The organism is Stenotrophomonas maltophilia group sp. msm4 (genome assembly GCF_032025605.1).
Lineage (GTDB): Bacteria > Pseudomonadota > Gammaproteobacteria > Xanthomonadales > Xanthomonadaceae > Stenotrophomonas > Stenotrophomonas sepilia.
Genome location: NZ_JAVSKK010000001.1, coordinates 1,432,908 through 1,449,367, shown reverse-complemented (window position 1 = coordinate 1,449,367; position 16,460 = coordinate 1,432,908). Strand labels below are relative to the sequence as shown.

Genomic DNA, 16,460 nt, shown 5'->3' with positions numbered 1-16,460 from the left:
GGAGAATGAAGCGCGAGGCCAAGAGGAGCGGTCTGCGAGTCGTTGGCAATTTTTTGATCGCGTTACATACGCGCGATGTTATCTCAGGCTTCACATTGGATCCTGCGCCATCCTCTACCTACATATGGACCTTCGTAATTCCGACATATGATGATTTGCCCTACCTGCACATGTCTCTAGGTCAGAGGATTGCAAGCGCGGAAGTGGATAAAGTTTTTTTTTGTGGAATGCATGAGGCGCATATCAAAAAGCTTGAGGCAGTGAGAACGGCGGCAGACTTGTTGCTCTATGTCGACAGTCTTGACTTCACAAGCGACTATTCAGAATGGGTAAAGTACATATCCGCCATCCGGCTGGGCGATTTCGTGGCGGCGGACGCGACGCTGAAGACGCTTTTGAAGTTGCCAATGTCCAATGCTATTAAAAGTAGATTAGATGCGATTCTTTCTGTGCTGAAGAATGGCGGTGAATCGGGCGCGCAGCATCTTTTGGATGCGTGGTCTGTTCAGACGGATCGATTAGTGGGCGGCAGCTCCTGGGGCAGCGGACGGTAGCGAATCGTCGCGCTGCACGCAGCCCCAATGCAGCAGGGAATACCACGCTCTGACAGCAGATCGTTTACCTGCAGCGATACCAACCGCATGAACGCGGTGAAGCAGGGTAATGCCGTGCAGGAAAGCAACGCCTACAACCATCGCGGCGAGCGCGTGCTGCGTACCCCTGCCGGTGGAACTGCCCAGATCACGCTGTATGACGAAGCAGGGCAGTGGCTGGGCAACTACTCGGCCACGGGTCAGGCGCACCTGTGGCGTTGATCAACATGCCGGGTACCGGCGTGCCGTTGCTGGCCTACGTCCAGCCGGATCATCTGGGCACACCGCACGTGGTGATCGATCCGGTGCGCGATGTGGCGATCTGGGAGTGGAGCAACAAGAGCGAGGTATTCGGCAACCAGATTCCGAGTGCCGATCCGGATGGTGATGGTGTGGCGTTCGAACTGGCGTTGCGCTTCCCGGGCCAGCAAGACGGAAGCCGCTACCTTGTGCTGCCAGGTCTGATAAAAGGAAATCCGATCAATCAGATCGTTGATCCTTGCGAGAGAACCATCAAGAATGTGGCTTTGCCAGGTCGCCAATTTGGCGGATCGGTCACTGTTTCAATTCAACAGAGGAGCGGTGTGGCGGGTGCGCATATCGTTGGAACTGTTATCGGGCCGAATCCGATCATGAATCAGCTTATGGGGCCGATGAATTTTGAGTATCTCGGTTCCCGCGCCGCGAGGTCTTTGGGGTCATGAATAATGTGCTAAATAAGGGCTCAAGGCGCCGATTGGTGTTCGCTCTGTTTCTGCTCCTATGGTTCGTAAAATCTATTTTGGGATTCATTGCTGTCGCAGGACGAGATGCTCCTGGCTACCCGGGCGCTGTGAGTGGCTTCCCATATCCGTATCTTGGAGACGCGACATTTTACGTTGTAATGCCGGCTATGTTTGTAGGGCTTAACGTGATCATGTTTTTGTTCGCGAGCAGGATTCCGAAATGATTAGCCATCATCGTTGCGGCGCTGCAATTATTTACTCTGCTGATGCTCCTGTTTCTTGGTGCAGGAGGAATTTAAGTGAGCTGCATATCCGAAGCCCCGCTCACGCGGGGCTTCTCTTTCACCTGCAACGATGCCAACCGCATGAGCTCGGTGAAGTTGGGTGACGCCACAATTGAGAGCTACGGTTACAACCATCGCGGCGTGCGCGTGCTGCCTACCTCGGGTAGTGGCGTAGCGCAGATCACCCTGTACGACGAAGCAGGGCAGTGGCTGGGCAACTACTCGGCCACCGGCCAGGCGGAGCAGCTGGCCATCTGGCTGGACAACTACCCGGTGGCGTTGATCAATGTGCCGGCTACCGGCGTGCCGGAGCTGGCCTACGTGCAGCCGGATCATCTGGGCACGCCGCGTGTCGTGATCGATCCAGCGCGTGATGTCGCGATCTGGGAGTGGAGCAACAAGAGCGAGGTGTTCGGCAGCCAGATTCCGAGTGCCGATCCGGATGGCGATGGTGTGGTGTTCGAGCTGGCGTTGCGCTTCCCGGGCCAGCAGGCGACGGAGGCGAGTGGGTTGTTCTACAACTACCAGCGCGAATAAGACGCTGCGACAGGACGCTATACGCAAGCGGATCCCATAGGCTTGTCCGGTGGCATTTCCGCGTACGGGTATTCGAATGCCTCTCCGCTTCTCGCGGCTGACCCACTTGGGCTTGAGCCCGTGTTCGATACAAGTACGTGCGGCGGACAGCTGGGAATGGTGACTTGTGATGGCAATGGAGGATTTCTGGTCAGTGTCTGCAATTCAGGCTGCGACAAGATATGCACCGTTATGCATGAGCGAAACCATAAGGCGTTATTGGAAAAGAGGGTTCCTAATGCCTGCGTGGGTAGGCCTAAAGGTGCAAGCCCATTCCCAAAGGACTGGGAATATGGTGGGATCGAGCATCGGCAGCTGGCCAATGAGCTTGAGTGTCGTGCATATCAAGAGCAGATGATCTGTGCAACTCGGCTGCGCGATGGAGGACTCGGAGGCGCCGCAGTAGACAAGGCCTACAGCAGGGCAGTAAAGGAAAGGAGCAACAGGCAATGCGGTGCATTCGGATACTAGCCATCCTCTCGCTCGTTCTGGGCCAGCTGGGGTGCCGGGATGAGGTTGAGAGTTCAACGTACCCCATGGGTCAGACGGGAAAGAGTTGCACTGCCTACAAAGGCTTTGATCGCCAGCCTCCCGAAGTGGTTGTTACGGAACTGGCCAGACGGGGGTTGGACAGTCGCAGGTTGATCCATAAAACAGTTTGCGGCTCGATCACCAGCTGGGAGATCCTTCCCGCAGGGGCGTCAATCAATCGGATACCTCCCCCAGATACCTACGTGAACGTCTGGCTGAGGGAAGACGGCTCTGTTTCCGTCAGTACGGACCTCCCTTGATGTCGGCGCTCTGATGCTCACGCATCGGGCCAGCGCGCCTGCGCAATAGGTCAGCTAAGGCGAAGTCGCGCTCACTTGATGTCATCCGGGTGGACCGCGCGTGGCAATCGCTCGGTCGCCCGATGTCCCGGCTTGGGCGCGGAGCAGAAAGAGCGAAGTGTTTGGCAACCAGATTCCGAGTGCCGACCCGGACGGGGATGGTGTGGCAGTCGAGCTGGCGCTGCGCTTCCCGGGCCAGCAGGCGACGGATGCGAGTGGACTGTTCTACAACTACCAGCGCGAGTACGACCCGGCTGTGGGGCGCTATTCGCAGAGTGATCCGATTGGGTTGAATGCTGGCGTCAGTACGTATGGCTACGTGATCTCGAATCCCACCCGATTTATTGATCCGCTCGGGCTGACGACTACGCTGATAACGACATATAATTTCGGTATTGCAAACCACTCGGCGATTCATGTTTCGAGGCCTGGAAAGCCTGATTTCCTGTACGACCCTTCCGGCACTTACGCACCTGGTGGCCGTCGAGGAACAGGCGGGCTATTTGAGGGGCGCGATGCTAGCTTGGCCAGCTACAAAAAGTATCAGGTGGGAACTGGTAGCCGAGTTGAATTAACGGTAATCCCTTTGACTCCGGAGCAAGAGTTAACTCTCATTGCGAACGCGGAGGAATGGGGGGATGCACGTGGCTTCTGGTGTGCGAGCCACGTGTCCGGCGCGTTGGATGGAATGTGTGGGATAAAGCAAACACTCTTCCCGGGTGTTCTTCACAAGAGTGCAAAGGCGGCAGAATGTCCAGTCAAATGAAGGATAGGCTTATCTCATCATTGATATGCTTCACTCTATCTGTTTCTGTGAATTCTGCGGGATGGATATGGATATCCGCTTTCATGAAGATAGGAGCGATGCGAGTTCCATACGTACTGCTTCTCTCACTACTTCTTTCGGTTACATTCTATGCGCTCTCTCGATGCGAAAGTATGCGCCGCATCCCGCGAAGTTTAGTGGTGGGGTTGATCGCTGGTCTTGTACTCGGGGTCGTGGCTGTCACTTCTTCCAATCTGGCAATTGATGGGGGGGGCGCTTGCTTCTACAGAGCCTTGAGAGATTCGGAGCAACGGCGTTGGTAGCAGACCTTTGGCCGTCGCTATTACTTGGAAGCTGGCTTGTGGGGGCGGTCGCATTCTGCGGGGCGTCGGTTTACTTAAGGCGAGCGTTCCTGGGGACGCCATGAATAATCGCCGCAGAGCCTTGGATTTCGACCGCGCTGAATTGATCCTATGCCTGCGGCGCCACCGGTAATGGCCGCGCTGACCACCTCGGCGGGAACTACCAGCGGGAATACGACGCTGCGACCGGACGCTATACGCAAGCGGATCCCATAGGCCTGTCCGGCGGCATCTCCGCCTAGGGGTACTCGAGTGCCTCTCCGCTTCGCGCGGTTGACCCACTTGGGCTTGAGCCTGTGTTCGACACAAGTACGTGTGGCGGACAACTGGGAATGGTGACTTGTGATGGCAATGGAGGGTTCCTGGTCAGTGTCTGCAATTCGGGCTGCGACAAGATATGCACCGTTATGCATGAGCGAAACCATAAGGCGTTACTGGAAAAGAGGGTTCCTAATGCCTGCGTGGGTAGGCCCAAAGGTGCAAGTCCATTCCCAAAGAACTGGGAATATGGTGGGATCGAGCATCGGCAGCTGGCAAATGAGCTTGAGTGCCGTGCATATCAAGAGCAGATGATCTGTGCAACTCGGCTGCGCGGCGGCGGACTCGGAGGCGCCGCAGTAGACAAGGCTTACAGCAGGGCAGTAAAGGAAAGGAGCGACAGGCAATGCGATGCAATCGGATACTAGCCATCCTCTCGCTCGTTCTGGGCCAGCTGGGGTGCCGGGATGAGGTGGAGAGTTCAACGTACCCCATGGGTCAGACGGGAAAGACTTGCACTGTCTACAAAGGCTTTGATCGCCAGCCTCCAGAAGTGGTTGTTGCCGAACTGGTCAGACGGGGGGTGGACAGTCGCAGGTTGATCCATAAAACAGTTTGCGGCTCGATCACCAGTTGGGAGATCCTTCCTGCAGGGGCGTCGATCAATCGGATACCTCCCCCAGATACCTATGTGAACCTCTGGCTGAGGGAAGACGGCTCTGTCTCCGTCAGTACGGACCGCCCTTGATGTCGGCGCTGCCCCTGATGCTCACGCATCGGACCAGCGCCCCTGTGCAATAGGCCTGCCAAGTGGGGAACTGCGCTCACTCAGCGTCATCCGGGTGAGCCTCGCGTGGTGATCGATCGGTCGTCCGATGTCTGGGCTTGGGAGTGGAGCAACAAGAGCGAGGTGTTCGGTGACTGGATCCGGAGTGCTGATCCGCAAGACGATGGAGTGGTGTTTGAACTCGGCCTGCGCTTTCCCGGCCAGCAGGTGACTCGCGCGAGTGGCTCGATCAAAACATCAAGGACGACTCTGCCGCTGACTCCGCTGCGGATCAGCTGGCAAATCGCCTCGGACGATCATCTGGACAAATGGACCGTACGGGGAGTTGCTCGCAGATGTGCGGGAGCTTATCGTCCGGGTGGAAGCTTCCCCTACTGATGACTCGGACGCCTCAAATGCACGCTGCCAAGCTGCTCCCAATCGTGACGCTGTCAATCACACTTTCTGGTTGCATGGAAGTTGCCAGCACCGAGTATGCAGACCGCAACCAAGCCGTCTCAAGACAAGCAATCGGTGAATCGAAGTGGTTGCCTTCATGGTTGCCTGAGGACGCAGTCAACATACGCGAGTCGCACGACATGGACACAAATGAATCGTGGCTGGTTTTCCGCCTTACCAGTGGGGTTCTTGCTTTGCCCGAAGACTGCAGGCTAGTGAGCAGGCCGGAGATGTCCGACGCGCGAGTCATGCGGAGATTTCCTCAGTTTGCCCGCAACGCGTGGTCGCGAGCGTCAAGCTATGGCGGCAAGTTCTATCTGTGCCCGGAGGGTAATGTTGGTCGCTGGGTCATGCGCGATGAACAGCTGGGCCTTGTTTACAGCGGAATAAAATTCTAGGTGGATGGACGGTCTCACCTGGCAAGCGAATGCGTGAGTGGCATTTGGCAGCCTCCTTTTCCGGCACCTGATTCGGCAATTTCCGGCTGAGCGTCGTGTGTGGGAGGGGTTCTGGGATATCGGCCCCATGGGCTATGGTGGCTGTAGGACAGGCGGCAAGTAGAGGCGAATAGAAATGAAAGGCAATCTGAGAGAAAGAGATGCGCTGTCGCCAACTGGCTTCTATGACCAATACTATGCGGATAGTGGCCTGGATCAGGAAATCGTAGGGGAGCTGCTGGAGCATGTTGCAGACGAGCTTCGTTTGCCCTCCGGGAAGCTCCGTCCTGGAGATCGATTTTCGAAGGAACTGTCGCCTGGTGAAGCTCATAGCTGGGACTCGGGCTATGGAGTTTTAATATTCGAGCTTCAATCGCTCGCAAAAAAACGCGGTATTGCAGTCGATCGGCGGGTGGATTCGCTCGACGACTACATTCGTATCATGGCGGGTATCTATTGATGAGATTGATGCGTTCCTGAATGGCTATTGGCATGAGACGTCGCAGTGCCTACTGAGGATTCGGGGATGCCAAAGGTGAGGTGTGCCGCAGCTGTCATTGCCGGTCTGGTTCTGGCCGGCTGTGCAACATTGGGTGGCGATATGATCGTGCGCGTCTCGGGAAGCGTGCCGCCAGGTCAGGGTGACGTTCGCGCTCTCGATTGTGAGCTGAGCATGCTCGGGGAGGGCGAAGGTGTAGTTTCGTCGAAACCGGTTGGAAGCACATTCTCGGTCCCCATGATGGTCGTTGCAGGGCCGGAACCCCATAGCTACCAATTCGCCGTTGAATGCAGGGACGGCCGGAGGTTCGCATCCAAGCCGGTGCAGATCAGTAGTCGGCGGTCCTATGCCCGGGATCTCAATCTTGGGGAGCTTCAGGAGCGGTGAGAGAGAGGAAGGGGCGACCGGGGTCGCACCTCCGTGGTATGCATCTGACGGATTCCAGTGGATGAATGAAGATTTCAACTTGCTCGAATGGTGTGACGCCACGTTGCTGGCCATCAACATTGACAGGAGCAAACCTGGCGTATGCGACGAGGTAAAGGTCCACGTGCGCTGGCCGGACGGCCGGCAGGCAACCGTCTGCTTCTCGGAAGCCTACGGGTGCTCGGCGCTCATGAACTTCGGCGTACTGGGGGAGGAGGGAATAGAGTTCGCCAGGGTCGAGGACGACGAGCCGGGGCTTGCTCATCTTCTTGATCGTTGGAAGGCGGTCGGCTATCCGCTGTCCGGCCTGAAATGTTTCCGTATCGAGACCACCTCGACCGGAAGCGTAATTCTCATCTACGCCAGGACATGGCGGATCGAGCATCTTCCGATGGCGGGTGCAGTGCCCTGAAGGACATTCCGTGCCCAGATTCCTCACCCCGACAAGGCTCCCTCATCCGGGGGAAGGCGCCTGAGAAGACCGAGCGGAGACGTGCTTGGTTTCACGATTTTTGGCCCTGCGGCGACGTTGGCCGCCACACTCTGCAAATTGAGGCCTTGATGATGGTGAGGATCCTGACAGCACTACTTCTGATTGGAGTCGGACTTGGATTCTCTGGCGGCGCATGGGCTGTAGGAAAGCGGCCCTTCAAGATGATCCAGTTCTGCGTGCATGACCAAGAGGGCGTGAATCGGTTCAAGCAGACCCTCAGCTCTATCGCCAAGGACGAAGGAATGCAGTACTTCGATGGCAGCGCTGAATTGGATCGCCAGCTTGCCAGGGCAAAGGTGGACGTGAAGCGCCCTGTCGTCTACGTCGGAGTGAAGCGGGAAGATGGCTCGGGACTGGAGGCGGGGAACCTCGGATTGGATCGCTTCGAGATAGCTATCGGCTTCTCTGAAGGGAAGATGCCCGCCGAGGCACGGTCATTTTCTGTCCGCGTCGAACGCACCTTGGCCGAGCGCTGGAATGCACTCGCGATTCCCTCGGCGAAGGGCGCTACGCCGCTGGCATGTCGGGTGGAAGGCGGTTCTCGTTGAAGTCCGTTGCACATGACATTCACCCTTCGGGCTGTAACCGCCCCACCGCGTGGGCGCACAACGACTGGCAGGCCATGACCAACCCCTCCATCACCCGGTCGCCCACGTACTGCCCGGGTTCGCCGTTCTGACGGGTGCGTTCGGCCGCCAGCAGCATTTCCAGCACCACCCGCAACCCGCTCAACGCGCAATCGGCGTCGGCCAGGGCCAGGCAGCGCCCGGGCAGCTGGTGACGCTCCGGCCAGGGTTGCCCGTCGGCCGCAGCACCGGAGCCGATGCGGTGGAGGTTGGCAATGAAGGTGTTCCTGTCCACTGTTGGCGCAGCCTGTGGCGCACCGTCGTGGCCGGCGGTGTTGCGGTAGGCGTGCAGATGCGGGAAGTCCGATTCGTTCATGGCAAGGCTCCGTGCAGGGCAATCGGTAGCCGCCACCCATAAAAGTGGCGGGCGGTACGTGGTTCGAACACCGGGTTGATGTCAGTCCGGCGGGCCCGAAGGCCCCCACGCACCGCCCGCCATAGCCGGCAGACGGATTGCCAGCCGGCGCCACGCTAAGGTGGCGCCGGCTGGCAAGCGCATACATCAACATCAACTCGGGTGTTCGAAGCCCGGCCACCTATTTCCGGTGGCACGCCATCTGAGCCCTTGGCGCTGTGCAATGCCAATCAGAAGAGTTGTAAACATCACTCGATTGGAGACGCTTTCGGCATTCTCCCATGCTGTTAAGCACTGCCAGCGCTGGCTGGCGCGGCGGTCCGCCCGCACCGTGCAATCTGCGACAGATGTCGAGGTTGGGGGGCGTTACGGAACAAAGGGGGAGGGGCGATGACGACAGGCTCTGCGGGGAGCGACCTGTGTCGAGCATGGCCCGCGTCTACAGGCGCCAAAGCGTGACGTGCGACTCGGGTTGACGTTCCCAGCCACCAAGCGCAGGCTTGCTCAGCACGTTTCCTAAACAGAAGGAGACTTATGACCGCCACCGCTTCGCTGCACCCCACCCCCGACACCCAAGGCCGTTCCCGCCTGTGGAGTGTGTTCTGGCTGCAGGGCGTCATTCCCAGCAACATTCTGTGGGCGGTGGCCCTCTGGGCGCTGGCCAACCAGCGCACCCCGCTGCTGCTGGGGGTATTTGCCGTGCTGCTGCTCTATACCGGCTGGATCATCCCGGCGGTCTGGCGGGCGGCGCCCACCGCGCACAACCCCAACCTGGGCGTGGCGGCGCGCGGGCTGACCGTGGCCTGGGGGCTGAACACCGTGCTGGTGATCTTCTTCCTGACCCTGCAGCTGGTGGCTCAATAGAACTGAACGGGCTCGCCGCCACGGTCGAAGGCGGCGAAGCGGCCGATCTGACCGTCATGGATGGCGTTGACCATCAGCTGCAACGGGCGCGCGGCTTCGTCGCTGTTCGGCGCGAAACCGCCACGGCCATCCAGCGCCGCTACGAACACCAGGTCCCAGTCGATGCCGGTGGTGGTCGATTCGCCCGCCAGCGCCTGGAAGCTGGGCACCTCGGCCGGCAGCTTGTCCACGCACAGCACCGGCGACAGGGTGCCGCCCTCGCGGCGGTCATGACGGTCGCGCTGGTCGCTGGTGGGCGATTCGGGCAGCTCGGCGCGCACGAATACGAACAGCAGGCGTTGCGGTTCAGCCTGCTCGCCGGCGGCGTGCAGCAGTTGCTGGAAATCGTTCATCATCATGAGGGTTGTCACACGCCCGCTGCACGGAAAGCCGCATGCTGCCACAACGCCTGCCGCGCGGGGCCGAACGCGATTGATTTAAGTCATGCCGATGGAACTGAAGGCCGCGTACTCTGGCAATCGTTCCAGCAGGCGAGGGTATCCGGGCCGTTCCGGGAACAGGCAAGACGGTGGAGCAACAAGGTGGACCAGCCATGAGCCAACTCACCGACGGTTTCGGACGCAGCTTTCCGTACCTGCGCCTGTCGTTGACCGAAGCCTGCAACTTCCGTTGCAGCTACTGCCTGCCCGACGGTTACCAGGCCGATGGCCGCCCGCGCTTCCTGCAGGTGGATGAAATCGCAAGGGTGGTGCGTGCGTTTGCCGCGCTGGGCATGAGCAAGATCCGCCTGACCGGCGGTGAGCCCAGCCTGCGCAAGGACCTGGACGAGATCATCGCCACCGTGGCGGCGGTGCCGGGCATCCGCAAGGTGGCCATCACCACCAATGGCACGCTGCTGCCGCGGCGCCTGCCGGGATGGCACCGGGCCGGCCTGACCGCGCTGAACGTGAGCATGGACAGCCTGCAGCGCGAACGTTTCCACACCATCACCGGGCACGACCGCCTGCCGGAGATCCAGCAGGGCCTGGCCCTGGCGCAGGCGTTGGGCCTGCAGGCGATCAAGCTCAACGCGGTGCTGCTGCGCGGCCTGAACGACGACGAGCTGCCGCAGTGGATGGACTACCTGCGCGATCGCCCCTTCAGCGTGCGCTTCATCGAGCTGATGCGCACCGGCGACAACGAAGCCTATTTCCAGCGCCACCACCTGCGCGCCGATCGGGTGATCGAGCAGCTGCTGGCTGCGGGCTGGCACGAGCGCCCGCGCGCGGCCGATGCCGGCCCGGCGCGCGAGTTCGGCCACCCCGACCATCGCGGCAGCATCGGCATCATCGCGCCGTATTCGCGTGACTTCTGCAAGGGCTGCAACCGCCTGCGGGTGACCGCCAGGGGCGACCTGCGGCTGTGCCTGTTTGGCGAGTTCGGCGTTCCGCTGCGCCCGCTGCTGCAGCGCGACGAGGACCGCGACGCGCTGCTGGCACGCATCACCACCCAGCTTGGCCTGAAAGCGGCCGGGCATGGACTGCACCAGGGCCAGACCGGGCTGACCCCGCACCTGGCCTCCATCGGAGGATGAGCAACACGATGAGTGGGGAATTGAACGCGGCCTTCCACATGGCCGATGTGCGCAACAAGCGCATCAGCCGCCGCCGTGCGGTGGCGGTGGGCGAGTTGCATGCCGGTCCAGTGGCCTATCCGCTGATCGTCGAGCGCCGCCTGCCCAAGGGCGATGCGCTGGTGATGGCCGAGATTGCAGGCCTGCAGGGTGCCAAGATGGCGTCGATGCTGATGCCGCTGTGCCATCCGCTGCCGCTGGAACTGGTGCAGGTGTTCTGCGCGCCGGTGCCGGAACGGCAGGCGATCCGCGTGTGGTGCGAGTGCGCCAGCGAGGCCCGCACCGGCGTGGAGATGGAGGCACTGGCCGGCGTCAACGCGGCGCTGCTGACCCTGTACGACCTGAGCAAGCCGGTGGAACCGGCGCTGCGCATCGAAGGCATCCGCCTGCTGTTCAAGGAAGGCGGCAAGCGTGGTGTCTGGCTGCACCCGGACGGCATGGACGAGGCCGAGCGTGAGCGTTTCAAACCGCGTGCGCCGAAGGGCCTGGAGGGCGCGGCCTGCGCGGTGATCACGCTGAGCGATCGCGCCAGCGACGGCACCTATGAAGATGTGTCCGGCCCGACCCTGGTGTCTGGCGTGGAAAAACTGGGGGGCGAGGTGGTAGCCGCCGAGGTACTGCCCGATGGCATCGAGCCGTTGGCGGGCCGCCTGCAGGCCTTGGCCGCCGAGGGCGTGCGCCTGTGCCTGTGTACCGGCGGGACCGGGCTGGGCCCGCGAGACCTGACCCCGGAGGCGTTGCGTTCCTTGAACGCGCGGCCGGTGCATGGCCTGGCGCAGATGGTGCGTGCACTGAGTGCACAGCACACGCCGATGGCCTGGCTGAGCCGCGCCGAGGTGGTGCAGCTGGGCAACATGCTGGTGTTTGCATTGCCGGGCAGCCCGAAGGCGGCGGCGCAGTGCCTGGACATCCTGGCGCCGGTACTGGGCCACGCACTGGCAATGGTCGAGGGTGGTGGCCACTGATGATTGCCTATAGCGAAGCCTTGCAGAACCTGCTGGACGCGGCCATGCCGCTGCCGGCTGAACATCTGCCGCTGCATGAGGCCGGCGGCCGCACTCTGGCCCGTGACATCCACAGCGCGCAGTCGCTGCCGCCGTTCGACAATTCGGCGATGGACGGCTTCGCGCTGCGCGCCGACGGCGCGACGTTCGAGGCCGGTACCGAGTTCGCGGTGCAGGGCTGGCAGGCGGCCGGCGATGCTGGCGCCGAAGGCGGCGAGGGTGCCTGGGAAATCATGACCGGGGCACGCATGCCGGTTGGGCTGGACACGGTGGTGCCGGTCGAGAATGTGGAGATCCTCGCCAGCGAGGACGGCCGCCCGACCCGCATTGCCCTGAAGGCATTGGTGAAGCCGGGCCAGAACGTGCGCCTGCGTGGCGAGGATGTAAGCGACGGCGAGCGCGTGCTGCAGGCCGGGCAGGTGCTGGATATCAACGCGCGCACCCTGCTGCATGCGATCGGCGTGGGCGAGGTGGCGGTGGTGGCAAGGCCAAGGGCCGCAGTGATCGCCACCGGCAAGGAGCTGGTGACCGAGGCGGCGCAGACGCTGGCGTCCGGGCAGATTCGTGACAGCAACCGGCCGTACCTGGTTGGCCGCCTGCAGGCCGCCGGTGCCGAGGTGGTCTGGCAGGGCACGGTGGGCGACGACGTGGCCGCCTTCAATGCAGTGCTGGATGAAGCGCTCGCCGCGGGCGCGCAGGTGCTGATCAGCACCGGCGCGGTGTCGGCTGGTCGGTACGATTTCGTTCCCGATGCGCTGCGCGGCCGGTGTGCGCGCATCGTGTTCCACAAGGTGGCGATCCGCCCCGGCAAGCCGTTGCTGTTTGCGGTGCTGCCCAATGGCGCGCTGTATTTCGGCCTGCCGGGCAATCCCGTCTCGGCGGCCGTGGGCCAGCGCTTCTTCGTCGAGCCGGTGCTGCGCCGCCTGCTGGGGCTGGCACCGGAGCCGGTGCTGACGTTGCCGCTGCAGGCCGACGTGCGCACGCCGCCGGGCCTGCGCTTCCACGCGCGGGCGCGGGTGGAAGTGGACGCGCAGGGGCGCCTGAGTGCGCGCGTGCTGTCCGGGCAGGAATCATTCCGTTTGATGTCCATGCTGCAGGCCAACGCCTGGGTGGTGTTGGAAGGCGAGGGCAGCGTGGCCGCTGCCGGCACGCCAGTGCGCGTGCAGGGCTGGGGTCATCAGGACCCGGTGCAGCTGGCGAGCCAGGAGCCGTGATGAGACAGGTGAATCTGCAGTTGTTCGGTGCGTTTTCCGATCTGGATGCAAGCCGTGAAATCGCGGTGGAGGTGGCTGGTGGCACCGTGGCCGATCTGCGCCAGGCGCTGCGCGAGCTGCTGCCACTGCGTTGGCCGGGTTTCCGTGCCGGCCTGCTGGATTACTCGGCATTCGCCGATCAGCAACGCGTGCTGCGCGACGACGAGGCGCTGCCCGACGATGGCCGGGTGGCGATCCTGCCGCCGGTGAGCGGGGGCTGAGCGATGAGCGAGACGATCATTGCCAAGGTGGTGGACCGCGCGCAGGCGGCGATCGATCCGGCCGAGGGCATCGCGGCGGTCTCCGATCCGGGCTTCGGCGGCATCGATGTGTTCATCGGCAAGGTGCGCGACGTCAACATCGGCCGGCCGGTGACCGGGATCACCTACGACCTGTTCGAGCCGCTGGTGTTGAACGAGTTCAAGCGGTTGGCCGCCGAGGTCGAGGCGACGTTTGGCCCGAAGCTGAAGCTGTATGTGGCCCATGCCAAGGGCCGGCTCGGCATCGGCGATGTGGCGGTGGTGGTGGCCGCCGGCAGCCCGCACCGTGACGAGGCATTCCGGGCCTGCCGGCAATTGATCGAGGTGGTCAAGCACCAGTGCCCGATCTGGAAGCAGGAACATTACGAAGACGGCGACAGCGCGTGGAGCGAGGGCTGCAGCCTCTGCCACGCGGACAGTGAACCTGCACATGCCCATGACCATGCGCACGATCATCAACATTGATGCCGGCGCAGCCACGCATGGCGTGGCTCTACTGCGATGAGCATCACCGGCATCGTGCTGGCCGGTGGCCTGTCCACCCGGATGGGCCGCGACAAGGCGCTGCTGCCGTGGCAGGGGCGCACGCTGCTGGAACACATGCGGGGCCTGTTGATGCAGGCTGGCGCACGCGAGGTCTGGGTCAGCGGAAATTACCCGGCGTTCGGCGGCATACCGGACCGCCTGGCACGTTGCGGGCCGCTGGGCGGGCTCTACAGCGTGGCGATGCGCATGCCCGATGGCCCGGCCTGGGTGGTGCCGGTGGATACACCGCTGCTGCCGCCGCGATTGCTACAGAAATTGCGTGACGGCCATCGCGGTCCATGCACGATCTTTGCGGGCCACCCCCTGCCCATGCTGGTGGATATAGACGATGCTTGCCGCAACGTACTTGGATCGATGCTGGATGACCCGGACGGCCCGCGCTCGCTGCAGGCCCTGCAGCGCCGTCTTGGCGTGAATTCCGTGGCCCTGGCGCCGGTTGACGAGGCCGGGCTGGTCAACTGCAATACCCCCGAACAATGGGAGGATGTTGCGTCATGAAAGTGCAGTTGCAGGACCAATCGGTACGGCTTCGCCTGGACGAGGCCGAACTGGCGCGCCTGCTGGCCGGTGAATCGGTCGAGAACATGACCCGCTTCGGCGGTATCGAGGGCTGGGGCATGGCGGTGTCGCTGCATGGCGGCGAGCGGCCGGTGCTGCTCGATGGTGGCACCTTCTGCCGCCTGGTGCTGCCGCGCCCGGCGGTTGAGGCCTTGGCGGCGCGGCTGCCGTGCCGGGATGGCCTGCCATTCGACATTGCCCTGGAAGATGGCAGCCGGCTTCAGCTGCAGTTCGATGTGGACGTGCGCGACAGCGTGCGCCAGCGCGGAGTCACGCGCCGCAATACCGCTTCATCGGTTTGACATTTGTCAGGGGCAGGGTGAAAACCGGCCCCTGATTGATCCAGATCAACCCCGTCGTAGTTGCCGCACGGCCTAATGGCTGCACGACGACGGGTCACAACTTGAAAGCAATACCCACGTCATTCCACAGCCTTGGAGCCATGTATGACCGTCGGTAGCGATCCTGTTGTCCGCAGCACTGCCCGTCCGGGTCGCGTCATCAGCGACTGGACGCCGGAGGACCCCGGCTATTGGGAGCGCACCGGCAAGCGGGTTGCCACCCGCAACCTGGTCATCTCGATCCCCTCGCTGCTGCTGGCCTTCTCGGTCTGGGTGCTGTTCTCGGCGGTGTCGATCAGCCTGCCGAAGATCGGCTTCAACTTCAGCACCGACCAGCTGTTCTGGCTGGTGGCGCTGCCCAGCCTGTCCGGCGCGACCCTGCGCATCTTCTATTCGTTCGTGATCCCGATCTTCGGCGGCCGCCGCTGGACCGCGCTGTCGACCGCCTCGCTGCTGGCGCCGACGCTCTGGCTCGGCTTTGCGGTGCAGGACCCGGCCACGCCGTACTGGGTGTTCGTGGCCATCGCGATCCTGTGCGGCTTCGGTGGCGCGAACTTCTCATCGTCGATGTCCAACATCTCCTTCTTCTATCCCAAGCAGAAGCAGGGCCTGGCGCTGGGCCTGAACGCTGGCCTGGGCAATGTGGGCGTGTCGGTGGCGCAGGCGGTGATCCCGCTGGTCATCACTGTAGGCGTGTTCGGTGCGCTGGGTGGTGCACCGCAGCCCACGGTGGAGGGTGGGGCACCGCTGTTCCTGCAGAACGCCGGCTTCATCTGGGTGCCGGCCATCGCGCTGTGCGCCATCGCGGCCTGGTTCGGCATGAACGACCTGACCAGCGCCCGCTCGTCGTTCTCCGAGCAGGCGGTGATCTTCCGCCGCAAGCACAACTGGCTGATGTGCTGGTTGTACATCGGTACCTTCGGTTCCTACATCGGTTTCTCGGCCGGCTTCCCGATGCTGGTGAAGAGCCAGTTCCCGGACGTGAACCCGCTGGCCTACGCCTTCATCGGCCCGCTGCTGGGCGCACTGATGCGCTCGGTGGGTGGCAGCATGGCCGACCGCTGGGGTGGCGCACGCCTGACCTTCTGGGTGTTCGCGCTGATGATCGCCGCGGTGTTCGGTGTGTTGCACTTCCTGCCCAGCGATGGCCAGGGCGGCAACTTCCATGGCTTCCTGCTCAGCTTCATGGCGCTGTTCGTGCTCAGTGGCATCGGCAACGGCACGACCTTCCGCATGATCCCGGTGATCTTCCGCACGCTGCATGAGCGCTGGTCGGCCAACGACAACGCCGAGGGCAAGGCTACCGCCGCGCACCAGGCCAGCATCGAGTCGGCTGCGGTGGTCGGCTTTTCCGGTGCGATCGGCGCCTACGGCGGTTTCTTCATTCCCAAGAGCTACGGCTCGTCCATTACGTTGACCGGCAGCCCCGACATGGCGCTGTACGGATTCGTTGTTTTCTATGTCACCTGCCTGGCCGTGACCTGGTGGTGGTACTACCGGCGCGGTGCCGAGACACCCTGCTGACGACATGAAAACGCACCGCAGCCAGATGACACACACAGCCACG

General features: G+C 62.3%; 19 protein-coding genes and 1 pseudogene. 18 read left to right on the top strand and 2 right to left on the bottom strand.

The window, feature by feature from the left end:
• Nucleotides 1–5 precede the first annotated feature (5 nt).
• From ROV93_RS06875 to ROV93_RS06835, 9 genes and pseudogenes are all read left to right on the top strand, one after another.
• Nucleotides 6–554, top strand: a complete 549-nt coding sequence (locus ROV93_RS06875) for a hypothetical protein (RefSeq protein ID WP_141653568.1) — start codon at nt 6–8, stop codon at nt 552–554.
• A gap of 87 nt (nt 555–641) precedes the next feature.
• Nucleotides 642–815, top strand: coding sequence for a hypothetical protein (locus ROV93_RS06870; RefSeq protein WP_240458928.1), 174 nt, complete (start codon nt 642–644; stop codon nt 813–815).
• Nucleotides 806–1,297 carry a hypothetical protein gene (locus ROV93_RS06865; protein WP_072167554.1) on the top strand — a complete coding sequence of 164 codons (492 nt, stop codon included), beginning with the start codon at nt 806–808 and terminating at the stop codon, nt 1,295–1,297. The genes ROV93_RS06870 and ROV93_RS06865 overlap by 10 nt, the downstream gene beginning before the upstream one ends.
• Nucleotides 1,298–1,650: 353 nt before the next feature.
• Nucleotides 1,651–2,649: pseudogene (locus ROV93_RS06860) on the top strand (RHS repeat-associated core domain-containing protein); the annotation flags it as partial.
• A 477-nt stretch (nt 2,650–3,126) separates the two neighbouring features.
• A complete protein-coding gene (locus ROV93_RS06855) occupies nt 3,127–3,774 on the top strand; it encodes an RHS repeat-associated core domain-containing protein (protein WP_072167557.1) in 648 nt (215 codons plus the stop codon).
• 1,802 nt (nt 3,775–5,576) lie between these two features.
• On the top strand, nt 5,577–6,017 hold the full coding sequence (locus ROV93_RS06850) for a hypothetical protein (protein WP_154350965.1): 441 nt from the start codon (nt 5,577–5,579) through the stop codon (nt 6,015–6,017).
• 175 nt (nt 6,018–6,192) lie between these two features.
• A complete protein-coding gene (locus ROV93_RS06845) occupies nt 6,193–6,516 on the top strand; it encodes a hypothetical protein (protein ID WP_141653570.1) in 324 nt (107 codons plus the stop codon).
• A 487-nt stretch (nt 6,517–7,003) separates the two neighbouring features.
• On the top strand, nt 7,004–7,393 hold the full coding sequence (locus tag ROV93_RS06840; protein WP_061479978.1) for a hypothetical protein: 390 nt from the start codon (nt 7,004–7,006) through the stop codon (nt 7,391–7,393).
• Nucleotides 7,394–7,542: 149 nt separating this feature from the next.
• On the top strand, nt 7,543–8,022 hold the full coding sequence (locus ROV93_RS06835; protein WP_227837675.1) for a hypothetical protein: 480 nt from the start codon (nt 7,543–7,545) through the stop codon (nt 8,020–8,022).
• A gap of 19 nt (nt 8,023–8,041) precedes the next feature.
• On the opposite strand, the gene ROV93_RS06830 is transcribed toward ROV93_RS06835, so the two are convergent.
• On the bottom strand, nt 8,042–8,416 hold the full coding sequence (locus ROV93_RS06830; RefSeq protein ID WP_312538974.1) for a hypothetical protein: 375 nt from the start codon (nt 8,414–8,416) through the stop codon (nt 8,042–8,044).
• 573 nt (nt 8,417–8,989) lie between these two features.
• On the opposite strand from ROV93_RS06830, the gene ROV93_RS06825 reads away from it, so the two are divergent.
• The gene (locus tag ROV93_RS06825) at nt 8,990–9,319 is read left to right on the top strand and encodes a hypothetical protein (protein WP_019659894.1); all 330 of its coding nucleotides are present in this window, start codon (nt 8,990–8,992) and stop codon (nt 9,317–9,319) included.
• Here the strand turns inward: ROV93_RS06825 and ROV93_RS06820 are convergent.
• The gene (locus tag ROV93_RS06820; RefSeq protein ID WP_072167560.1) at nt 9,313–9,717 is read right to left on the bottom strand and encodes a ribonucleotide reductase subunit alpha; all 405 of its coding nucleotides are present in this window, start codon (nt 9,715–9,717) and stop codon (nt 9,313–9,315) included. The two genes, ROV93_RS06825 and ROV93_RS06820, sit on opposite strands and share 7 nt — an antisense overlap.
• 194 nt (nt 9,718–9,911) lie before the next feature.
• Between ROV93_RS06820 and moaA the strand changes: the two genes are divergently transcribed.
• From moaA to ROV93_RS06780, 8 genes are all read left to right on the top strand, one after another.
• Nucleotides 9,912–10,892 (top strand): GTP 3',8-cyclase MoaA, encoded by a 981-nt coding sequence (gene moaA, locus ROV93_RS06815; RefSeq protein WP_072167561.1) that lies wholly within the window; start codon nt 9,912–9,914, stop codon nt 10,890–10,892.
• 8 nt (nt 10,893–10,900) lie between these two features.
• On the top strand, nt 10,901–11,896 hold the full coding sequence (gene moaCB / locus ROV93_RS06810) for a bifunctional molybdenum cofactor biosynthesis protein MoaC/MoaB (RefSeq protein ID WP_072167562.1): 996 nt from the start codon (nt 10,901–10,903) through the stop codon (nt 11,894–11,896).
• Complete coding sequence (gene glp, locus ROV93_RS06805) at nt 11,896–13,149, top strand: gephyrin-like molybdotransferase Glp (RefSeq protein ID WP_072167563.1); 1,254 nt, start codon at nt 11,896–11,898, stop codon at nt 13,147–13,149. The genes moaCB and glp overlap by 1 nt, the downstream gene beginning before the upstream one ends.
• On the top strand, nt 13,149–13,409 hold the full coding sequence (locus ROV93_RS06800) for a MoaD/ThiS family protein (RefSeq protein WP_065177647.1): 261 nt from the start codon (nt 13,149–13,151) through the stop codon (nt 13,407–13,409). The genes glp and ROV93_RS06800 overlap by 1 nt, the downstream gene beginning before the upstream one ends.
• Before the next feature lie 3 nt (nt 13,410–13,412).
• A complete protein-coding gene (locus ROV93_RS06795; RefSeq protein WP_005416853.1) occupies nt 13,413–13,913 on the top strand; it encodes a molybdenum cofactor biosynthesis protein MoaE in 501 nt (166 codons plus the stop codon).
• A gap of 36 nt (nt 13,914–13,949) precedes the next feature.
• On the top strand, nt 13,950–14,492 hold the full coding sequence (locus ROV93_RS06790; protein ID WP_072167564.1) for a molybdenum cofactor guanylyltransferase: 543 nt from the start codon (nt 13,950–13,952) through the stop codon (nt 14,490–14,492).
• Complete coding sequence (locus ROV93_RS06785; protein ID WP_053499740.1) at nt 14,489–14,854, top strand: hypothetical protein; 366 nt, start codon at nt 14,489–14,491, stop codon at nt 14,852–14,854. Before ROV93_RS06790 ends, ROV93_RS06785 begins: the two co-directional genes overlap by 4 nt.
• Nucleotides 14,855–14,998: 144 nt before the next feature.
• Nucleotides 14,999–16,417, top strand: a complete 1,419-nt coding sequence (locus tag ROV93_RS06780) for a NarK family nitrate/nitrite MFS transporter (protein WP_053499738.1) — start codon at nt 14,999–15,001, stop codon at nt 16,415–16,417.
• The last annotated feature ends 43 nt before the right edge of the window (nt 16,418–16,460 follow it).

Excerpts from the sequence above, each read along its gene's own strand:
- ROV93_RS06780 (WP_053499738.1), top strand. The coding sequence starts at position 14,999 with ATGACCGTCGGTAGCGATCCTGTTGTCCGCAGCACTGCCCGTCCGGGT.
- ROV93_RS06795 (WP_005416853.1), top strand. The coding sequence starts at position 13,413 with ATGAGCGAGACGATCATTGCCAAGGTGGTGGACCGCGCGCAGGCGGCG.
- ROV93_RS06800 (WP_065177647.1), top strand. The coding sequence starts at position 13,149 with ATGAGACAGGTGAATCTGCAGTTGTTCGGTGCGTTTTCCGATCTGGAT.
- moaA (WP_072167561.1), top strand. The coding sequence starts at position 9,912 with ATGAGCCAACTCACCGACGGTTTCGGACGCAGCTTTCCGTACCTGCGC.
- ROV93_RS06825 (WP_019659894.1), top strand. The coding sequence starts at position 8,990 with ATGACCGCCACCGCTTCGCTGCACCCCACCCCCGACACCCAAGGCCGT.
- ROV93_RS06835 (WP_227837675.1), top strand. The coding sequence starts at position 7,543 with ATGATGGTGAGGATCCTGACAGCACTACTTCTGATTGGAGTCGGACTT.
- ROV93_RS06830 (WP_312538974.1), bottom strand. The coding sequence starts at position 8,416 with ATGAACGAATCGGACTTCCCGCATCTGCACGCCTACCGCAACACCGCC.
- ROV93_RS06845 (WP_141653570.1), top strand. The coding sequence starts at position 6,193 with ATGAAAGGCAATCTGAGAGAAAGAGATGCGCTGTCGCCAACTGGCTTC.
- ROV93_RS06870 (WP_240458928.1), top strand. The coding sequence starts at position 642 with ATGAACGCGGTGAAGCAGGGTAATGCCGTGCAGGAAAGCAACGCCTAC.
- ROV93_RS06875 (WP_141653568.1), top strand. The coding sequence starts at position 6 with ATGAAGCGCGAGGCCAAGAGGAGCGGTCTGCGAGTCGTTGGCAATTTT.
- ROV93_RS06850 (WP_154350965.1), top strand. The coding sequence starts at position 5,577 with ATGCACGCTGCCAAGCTGCTCCCAATCGTGACGCTGTCAATCACACTT.
- ROV93_RS06785 (WP_053499740.1), top strand. The coding sequence starts at position 14,489 with ATGAAAGTGCAGTTGCAGGACCAATCGGTACGGCTTCGCCTGGACGAG.
- moaCB (WP_072167562.1), top strand. The coding sequence starts at position 10,901 with ATGAGTGGGGAATTGAACGCGGCCTTCCACATGGCCGATGTGCGCAAC.
- glp (WP_072167563.1), top strand. The coding sequence starts at position 11,896 with ATGATTGCCTATAGCGAAGCCTTGCAGAACCTGCTGGACGCGGCCATG.
- ROV93_RS06820 (WP_072167560.1), bottom strand. The coding sequence starts at position 9,717 with ATGATGATGAACGATTTCCAGCAACTGCTGCACGCCGCCGGCGAGCAG.
- ROV93_RS06790 (WP_072167564.1), top strand. The coding sequence starts at position 13,950 with ATGAGCATCACCGGCATCGTGCTGGCCGGTGGCCTGTCCACCCGGATG.
- ROV93_RS06840 (WP_061479978.1), top strand. The coding sequence starts at position 7,004 with ATGAATGAAGATTTCAACTTGCTCGAATGGTGTGACGCCACGTTGCTG.